The sequence below is a fragment of the Isoptericola sp. NPDC057391 genome (assembly GCF_042668085.1).
Lineage (GTDB): Bacteria > Actinomycetota > Actinomycetes > Actinomycetales > Cellulomonadaceae > Isoptericola.
Genome location: NZ_JBHVBO010000027.1, coordinates 26,320 through 34,788, shown reverse-complemented (window position 1 = coordinate 34,788; position 8,469 = coordinate 26,320). Strand labels below are relative to the sequence as shown.

Below are 8,469 nucleotides of genomic sequence, written 5' to 3'. Positions count from 1 at the left end.
CGGCCGCCCCCGGCCGGCCCCGGCCCCGTCCCGCGCCCCCGGGGCGGGGCCGTCGTCGTGAGCGGGTGAAATGTTCTGCGCCTTCTGCCCGGTTGTGGCGGATTTCCGCGGCTGAACGTGACCGATCCGTGGTCATCCGGTGCGGTGTACGGGGTGGCCGCCGCTACGATTGCCCGGGCCGTCGGGCTGGGACTCGACGGCGCCCGGGAAGCCTTCTCCGACGAGAAGCCCGCGCCCCCGACCGAGGACTGACGAGCATGCCCGCACGAGCCGACCGCCGGTGGTCGTCGACGACCGCCCGCAAGGCCCTGTGGCACCTGCGGCACGGCGGCGTGGCGCAGCTGAGGACGTTCCTGCGCCGACGCCGCGCGACGGGGGAGCAGCCGTCGGGCGCCGGCCGGATGACGAGCGACGGCCTGACCTTCGACCCGTGGCCGATGCCGCGCCGCGACCCGGCCCGCCCGCTGCGCGCCGGCGTGATCCTGGACGACTTCTCGCGGCTCGCGTTCGGCTACGAGTGGGAGCAGGTGCTCCTCAAGCCGTCCTCGTGGCGCGAGCAGCTGGACGGGCTGGACCTGGTCTTCGTCGAGTCCGCGTGGCGCGGCAACGGCGGGGCGTGGCAGTACCACCTCACCGGGGCGTCGGCCCCGCGGCCCGCGCTGGTGGAGATGCTCGACGGCGCCCGCGAGCGCGGCGTCCCGACGGTCTTCTGGAACAAGGAGGACCCGGTCCACTTCGAGGACTTCGTGGACACGGCGGCCCTGTTCGACCACGTCTACACGACCGACGTCGGGCGCCTCGACGCCTACCGCGAGCGGCTGGGCCACGGCCGCGTGGGTGTGCTGGAGTTCGGCGCGCAGCCCGCGATCCACAACCCCGTGCGCACGCACGGCGACGGCCCGGGGCGCGACGTCGCGTTCGCCGGCACGTGGTTCGCGCACAAGTACCCGGAGCGCCGGGAGCAGGCGGAGATGCTGCTCGGCGGCGCGCTCGACGCCTCGCCGCGCATGGCCACCGGGCTGGAGATCTTCTCGCGGTTCCGCGGGCAGGGGGACCAGTACGAGTTCCCGGAGCCGTTCGGGTCGCGCGTCGTCGGGTCGCTCGACTACCCGCAGATGCTCACCGCGTACCGCGACTACAAGGCGTTCCTCAACGTGAACTCGGTGGTCGACTCGCCGAGCATGTGCGCGCGCCGGATCTTCGAGATCACGGCCTGCGGCACCCCGGTCGTGACGGCGCCGAGCGCCGCGACGGGGGAGTTCTTCCCGGCCGACGAGGTCTTCGCCGTCACCACGCGCGCCGAGGCCGCCGACACGGTGCGCGCGCTCGTGCGGTCGCCCGAGCTGCGCGACCGCGCCGTCCACCTCGGGCAGCGGCGGATCTGGCGCGAGCACACGTACGGCTCGCGCGTGCAGCGCGTCCTGCACGACGTCGGCCTCGCGCCGTCGGCGGAGGTGCCGCGGCCGAGCGTCACGGCCCTCGTGTCCACGAACCGCCCCCACCGGCTCGACGACGTCCTGCGCACCGTCGGCGCGCAGGACGGCGTGCAGGTGCAGCTCGCGCTGCTGACGCACGGCTTCGAGGTGGACGAGGCGGACCTGCGCGGGCGCGCCAAGGACGCCGGCGTCGAGGACCTGCTGCTGCTGCACGCGGGCACCGACGTGCCTCTCGGCGGCTGCCTCAACCGGCTCCTGGACGCCGCCGACGGCGACGTCGTCGCCAAGCTGGACGACGACGACCTGTACGGCGAGCAGTACCTCTCCGACCAGCTGTACGCGCTGGAGTACAGCGGCGCCGAGGTGGTCGGGAAGCAGGCGCACCACATGTACCTCGAGGCCCAGGACGCGACGATTCTGCGTTTTTCCGACCGGGAACACCGGTTCACAGACTTCGTCATGGGCCCTACGATCGTCGCGCGCCGCTCGGTTGCCACGGGCGTGCGTTTCGGCGACACGCCGCGGGGGGAAGACACGGCCTTCCTGCACAGGGCAGTGGATGAAGGTGCGCGGATCTACTCCGCGGACCGGTTCAACTTCGTCCAGGTGCGCTCCGGCGAGGGCCGGCACACCTGGACCGTCACCGACGCCGAGCTGCTCGCCAGCAGTGACGTCATCTGCTACGGGCGTGCCGACCGGCACGTCCTGGTCTGAACGAGGAATCGCGATGGGCATCAACACCGTCGGTGTGATCGGGTTGGGGTATATCGGCCTCCCCACCGCCGCCATCCTGGCGTCCAAGGACGTCAAGGTGATCGGCGTGGACGTGAACCCCTCGACTGTCGAGGCGGTCAACCGCGGAGACGTGCCGTTCGTGGAGCCGGACCTGGCGACCTATGTCGCCGGCGCCGTCCAGCAGGGCACCTTGCGCGCGACGGACGTCCCCGAGCCCGCGGACGCCTTCATCGTCGCCGTGCCGACGCCGTTCCGCGGTGACCACGAGCCCGACCTCTCGTACATCCGGGGTGCCGCCCAGGCCATCGCGCCCGTCCTCCGGGGCGGCGAGCTCCTCATCCTCGAGTCGACGTCACCTCCCGGTGCGACCCGCAAGATGGCGGAGTGGGTCCTCGAGGCTCGTCCCGACCTCTCCCTCGACGGCGCGGACGGTCGCCCGCGGATCCACGTGGCGCACTGCCCGGAGCGCGTGCTGCCTGGCCGCGTGATGATCGAGCTGGTCACCAACGACCGCATCGTCGGTGGGCTCACGCCCGAGGCGGCGGAGATGGCGAAGGAGTTGTACACCGCCTTCTGCCAGGGCGAGATCCTGCTCACGGACTCCACCACCGCGGAGATGGCCAAGCTGGTCGAGAACTCGTTCCGCGACGTCAACATCGCGTTCGCCAACGAGCTCTCGCTCATCGCCGACAAGGTCGGGGTGGACGTCTGGGAGCTCATCCGGCTCGCCAACCACCACCCGCGCGTGAACATCCTTCAGCCCGGCCCGGGCGTGGGCGGGCACTGCATCGCCGTGGACCCGTGGTTCCTCGTCGACGCCGCGCCCGAGCAGGCGCGGCTCATCCGCACCGCTCGAGAGGTGAACGACCACAAGCCGCAGTGGGTCGTGGACCAGGTCCTCGACGCCGTGCGCGGGATCGAGCGGCCGACCATCGCCGCGTTAGGCCTGGCGTTCAAGGCGGACATCGACGACCTGCGCGAGTCGCCGGCGGTCGAGGCGGTCCGCCGGATCGCGGAGCAGGCGCCGGGCGCCGAGATTCGGGTGGTGGAGCCGCATGTCAACCAGCTCCCCTCCGAAGCCCTCAAAGGGCAGGTGGTTCTCGCACGTGATGTGCCATCAGCGGTCGACGGTGCCGATGTCGCCGTCCTGCTCGTCGACCATGCGGAGTTCCGCGGTTTCCGCGACCTGCTGACGGCGCTGCCTCGGCTCGTCGACACGCGTGGGGTGACGTTGGGGAACGATGCTGCCGGCTCGGAGGTCGAGCGGTGACGACACGTCTCCTGCCATTCAAGGCGACGGTCGGGACGGTGGTGCTGAACTACGAAACCCCGGACGACACGGTGGCCGCCGTCGGGTCGCTTTTGGGCAGCTCGTGGCTCGACCAGCACGTCGTCGTCGTGGACAACAGCGCCGACCCCGAACAACGTCAAACGCTCGTATCGAGGCTCCCCGAGACCATTTCCTACCTGGCGACAGGAGAGAACGTCGGGTACGCGGCCGGCAACAACCGTGGCATCGAGTTCCTCCTCGACGCAGGCGTGGACTACGTGCTCGTGGTCAACCCGGACGCACGAGTAGAGACGGGGACCGTGGAAGGGCTCGTCCGGACGGCGCGACGGATCGGAGACGCGGGCTTCGTGGGGCCACGGCTGGTTCATGGTGGGTCGAGCCCGATGACGGTGCAATCGGACGGGGGCCGGGTGGACTGGTCTCGGGGCGGCGCGACGAGACACGCAGCCGGCGGGGTGCATGTGGACGGGGCGCCGACCGGAATCGCCGAGGTCGACTACGTCACTGGCGCCTGTGTACTGCTTCGCCGGCGGATGCTGGAGGATGTCGGCCTGATCCCAGAGGAGTACTTCCTCTACTTCGAGGAGACCGAGCACGCGCTCCTCGCGGCTCGCCGCGGCTGGGCCTGCGTCGTAGACAGGGACGTGCGTGCGCACCACTACCGGAGGTCGACGTCCCTGGTCCCGTCGCGTGCGTACGTCTACTACATGACGCGCAACCGCGCAGTCTTTGCGGCGCGTCACGACCCCGGCGACGATGCAGTCGTCCGCGCGTACGACGATCTTGACGAAACCTTCCTCGAGCCGTGGGCGAACAAGATCTCCGTGCGCGCCCCCGCGCTGACCGCGGTCTTCGACGACGTCGTCCGGCTCGCAAAAGAGCACGGACGGGACGGCGTCGTGGGGCAGTGCGAGGAACTCGGGAGTTACGCAGTCGAGGGAGTTGCCGGGTGGGGACGATGAGCAGGGACGAGCAGGAAATCGTGGACGGTGGGCGGATCCGTGCCCTCGAGGACGAGCTGGCAGCGGCAAGGGACAGGATCGCGTCCCTCGAGCGGTTGATCCGCCAGGAGCGCGCGCAGTACCTGGTGGAGCAGCGTCGCGCCGCGCAGGCGATGGAAGCGCTCAAGGGAGCGCCGGCAGCCGACTCGGCAGCGCTCGCGCGCGCGAAGGCGGAGATCAAGCAGCTTTCGCGATACAAGCGGCAGGTCGAGCGGCTCGAGGGGTCGCCGCTCTACGGCCCAGCACATCGGGTCTGGCGGCGCTTTCGGAGTATCCGTGGCTATGACCAGAAGGTCGGGTGACGGCGGCGGTGTCTTCCGCGCAGCGTGACGAGGTGGTCCAGGCATTCGAGGCACTGGTCTCGGGCATCGAGCCGACCTCGCAGGACGGGCTGACCTTCGACTTCCTCGTCTCGACGGCAGACTTTACTCACGGCCGGGGGGACCTGTTCGTCGCGGCCGGGTTGGGGCGCGCGTTAGCCGCTCGGGGCCACGGAGTGCGGCTTTCGGGCGTCGGGGACTGGTACCGAAGCCGCTCCCAGGACACCGTCGTTGTCGCGATGGTCGCGGGGACGGAGATCGACAGGATCCCCGGCGGGCCTGCCGTCATCGCCTGGGTCCGGAACCGGACCGACGACTGGGTGACGACGCCGGCGCTGACGCTCTGTGACTCCGTGGTCACCTCGTCCGAGCTGAGCAGGCGTGAGATCGAGCGTCACTATGACGGGCCGACAGGAGTCTGCCGGATCGGTTTCGATCCGGACCTGTTCTTCGACGGCGGCGGTCCGAGGGCGGTCGCCGCCGTGAGCACGGCCAATCACTGGGGTGGGCATCGCGTGGTCCACGAGGCGTTGCTGCATCTTTCGGAGCAGGAGATCGCCGTCGACTGGTACGGCGTCGACCGATCGGGTCATGAGGCACTGAGCGGCATCCATCGTGGCGAGCTGGAGTACTTCGACGTTCCCTCGGTCTATCGAGGGGCACGGGTGACCATCGATGACATGCAGGACAACTCGCTCGACCACGGAAATCTCAATAGCAGACTGTTCGAGGCGCTCGCATGCGGTTCGCTAGTGGTGGTGAATTCTGGCCTCGGGCTTGCGGAGGCCGGCCTGGGTGACGTTCCCGTCTATCGCTCGTCAGCCGAGCTGGAGGAGATCATCGGCCGTGCGTCGGCCGGCGAGTACGACACGTTGGCGAAGGACCTCCACGATCGGGTGGTGCGTGAGCACTCCTTCGCCTGCCGTGCCGAGACGTTCGAGGCCCTCGCGCGCGCTGCCGTGGAGGCACGAGACGAACGAGTGCGTCGCGCCTCGACGGTCGTGAACTTCTTTCCGGACTACTCGTCGACGAACCCGTACCAGACCCTGCTCTACGGTGCACTGTCGCAGTTCGGGGCGGTCGCCGTGCCCCGCCGGGACATCTTCAACGGCCCTGTGGCGCGGGACGGTCACGACGGGCGTCGCCTTGACGGGCAGGTTCTGCACCTGCATTGGCTCAACGGGATCGTGCAGCCGGGCCGGAACCTCCAAGAAGCGTTCTATCGCCTCGACAGGTTCAAGCGGGAGATGAACGACCTGGTCTATCGCGGAGTGCGGATCGTCTGGACCGTGCACAACACCCTCGCGCACGAGCTGACGTACCGATTCCTCGAGATCGAGCTGAGCCAGTTCGTCGCGGACATCGCCGACGTCGTCCATGTCATGACGCCGGCGACCCTCGCCGAGACCCGCGACCTGTATCAGATTCCGGCCGAGAAGGTGGTGGTCGTCGAGCATCCGTCGTTCGACGGGTGCTATCCCGAGCTGCTCGACCGTGGCGCTGCAAGGACGCGCCTCTCGATGCAGGACGACGACGTCTCGGTGCTGTTCTTCGGCGGCATCCGGCCATACAAGGGTGTACCGCTGCTCCTGGACGCGTTCGAGATCGCCGCCGCGGCCGACGCACGCCTACGGCTGGACGTCGCCGGCGGGCTAGGGAACACCATGAACCGTTCCGTCGTCGCACGGATGGAGGAGCTCCCGCGAGTCGTGGCGCACGTTCGCTTCATCGACGACGCCGAGCTGCACGTATTCCTTCGAGCGGCCGACTACCTGGTGCTCCCGTACGAGAACATTCTCAACTCCGGCAGCCTGATGCTCGCGACGACCTTCGGGCTACCACTGGTGGCACCGAAGCTCGGTCAGCTCAAGGAGCTGGACGGAGCGCCCTTCGTGGAGTTCTTCGAGGCCGGTTCTGCACCGAGCCTGGCCGCGGCGCTCGAGCGGGCGACGGTGACATTGCGGAGCGATGAGGCGCGGCGTGCCGCCCGGGAGTTCGCCGACCGGAAGCCTCCGAAGAAGATCGCGTCCAAATTTGCACGTTCGATCCTTGGCATGGGCTCGTGACGGCAGACCGCACCCAGAAGACGGCGGTACCGTGCGAGGGTCGTCGGGGTGCCTGCCCGGCGCGGCAGAGCGAGTGATCGGCTTCGGCTACGGCGCCATACGGTCAATCAGCTTGGCGACCCCGGGGACTTCCGCGAGGTCGTACATGAGTCGCGTCCAGCCACCCTCAACGTAATCATCCGCCTGCACATAGCGCGCGAAGCGTTCGAGCTCGGCGTAGAGGAGGTTGTCTTCGATCTCGGATACTCCGGCTTGCTCACCGGTCCCCACCCACAGCAGCCAGTGCTCAGGATTGTATGCACGGAGCAGGTCGCGGACACGGAGCACGTGCTCTCCGTTAATCCCGGTGTTGCACTTAACTAGATAGACGGCAGGCTGGTGCTCGAGCTGGTCCAGGAATCGTCGATGGAGGAAGTCAATCTTCGACTTCTCCTCGCGGTGCACGCGGTCGCGTTCCTCAGCATCGTGCAGGAGAGTGAGTTTGCCGGCGTTCGTGCGCTCGACAAGCTTTGAATGGAACTTGAAGCCGCTGCGCCGGTCAGCGACCATTCCAGGCGAGTGAGGGGTCAGATCTTCGAGAGCATAGAGCGAGGTGGGGTTCGCGAGGAACTCGGCAAGAGACTCGATGGGGGTGATGGCCCACCGGAACAAGCTCGAAGGCTCGTATGCCCGGTGACGCTGCCAGAACCCGTACTCGCAGTTGTCGCCCAGGCTCTCTGTCATACGCATCAGGGCGTCCACTCTCGGCGTTGTGTCCCGCACCGCGGGCTCCGCAGGAGCGGCGGCTTCTGCCTCAGTTACGGTCCTGAGCCAATCGGCACTCGTTGTCGGCGCGATTTGAGAGAACGCCTCGGCGTGCGATCGGACGGCGCGCGCAACAGCGGCGCGCTCGCGAGCAGTGTACGACGGGGCGAGATCTTGCGGCGACGTGATGCTCGGCTCGGCACCGGGCAAGTTCTCGAGCTGGAACCCGAGAAAGTCGGCTACTTCCTGGACGAGGTCGTGATCTCCACGGGCCGTCGGCGTCGCGTCGAACCATCGGAACCGCGGCCCAAAGGCGTCCGACCAGTCGCGGATGATGTTGGCGTAGTCCGCAGCTGCCCGGAGATCGGGGCGGTCGAGCCACGTCTCCACTGTGCCAGGCGCCGCACGGCCGCGGAACCCGCCAATGTGGTGGAACCTGTGGCGCAGGTCGGCGGTGGCGCGCTCGATAGGCTCTGCGACTAGGTAGACGATCTTGCTGTCCGCAGGGAGAAATTTATGCATGGTCTCCGCGAGTGACCGGCCAGCGAGGGCGTACGTGGGGGAGAAGTCCACGCTGGGACGCCCCGGTGTGCGCATGAGGGACAAATAGGACTCAGGGGCGGTCCGTGTGCCAGCGGAGATCGGTCGCCATCTCTCCAGCCATGCCTTCTGGTCCTCCTTCAGGGGGCGCTGCCAGGCATCGTCCTCGGCGCGCTGGGCCTCCTCGGCCGTCCTGCCATCATGCCAGAATCGCACTTCGCGGATTGGTGGGACGAAGACTCGTGGCTGTCGCTCCAGGGCTGCGTGGAGGCGGTCGACACCAGCGGACGGTGCGCCGATACAGATGTGGACGGAATCGATCACAGTGGTCCTTCG

At 68.5% G+C, this 8,469-nt stretch carries 6 protein-coding genes; 5 read left to right on the top strand and 1 reads right to left on the bottom strand.

The features are described from left to right. The first annotated feature begins 257 nt into the window (after positions 1–257). From ACFUVW_RS06265 to ACFUVW_RS06245, 5 genes are read left to right on the top strand one after another with little or no spacing between them, the layout of a single operon-like run. The gene (locus ACFUVW_RS06265; RefSeq protein WP_430570488.1) at positions 258–2,150 is read left to right on the top strand and encodes a glycosyltransferase; all 1,893 of its coding nucleotides are present in this window, start codon (positions 258–260) and stop codon (positions 2,148–2,150) included. Between the two features lie 13 nt (positions 2,151–2,163). Then, positions 2,164–3,441 carry a UDP-N-acetyl-D-mannosamine dehydrogenase gene (wecC, locus tag ACFUVW_RS06260; RefSeq protein WP_430570487.1) on the top strand — a complete coding sequence of 426 codons (1,278 nt, stop codon included), beginning with the start codon at positions 2,164–2,166 and terminating at the stop codon, positions 3,439–3,441. Further along, a complete protein-coding gene (locus ACFUVW_RS06255) occupies positions 3,438–4,424 on the top strand; it encodes a glycosyltransferase family 2 protein (protein ID WP_430570486.1) in 987 nt (328 codons plus the stop codon). The genes wecC and ACFUVW_RS06255 overlap by 4 nt, the downstream gene beginning before the upstream one ends. Further along, positions 4,421–4,765, top strand: a complete 345-nt coding sequence (locus ACFUVW_RS06250) for a hypothetical protein (protein ID WP_430570485.1) — start codon at positions 4,421–4,423, stop codon at positions 4,763–4,765. The genes ACFUVW_RS06255 and ACFUVW_RS06250 overlap by 4 nt, the downstream gene beginning before the upstream one ends. Further along, positions 4,762–6,849, top strand: a complete 2,088-nt coding sequence (locus ACFUVW_RS06245; RefSeq protein WP_430570484.1) for a glycosyltransferase — start codon at positions 4,762–4,764, stop codon at positions 6,847–6,849. The genes ACFUVW_RS06250 and ACFUVW_RS06245 overlap by 4 nt, the downstream gene beginning before the upstream one ends. Positions 6,850–6,936: 87 nt before the next feature. Here the strand turns inward: ACFUVW_RS06245 and ACFUVW_RS06240 are convergent, their stop codons facing one another. Continuing rightward, a complete protein-coding gene (locus tag ACFUVW_RS06240) occupies positions 6,937–8,457 on the bottom strand; it encodes a hypothetical protein (protein WP_430570483.1) in 1,521 nt (506 codons plus the stop codon). Positions 8,458–8,469: the final 12 nt, after the last annotated feature.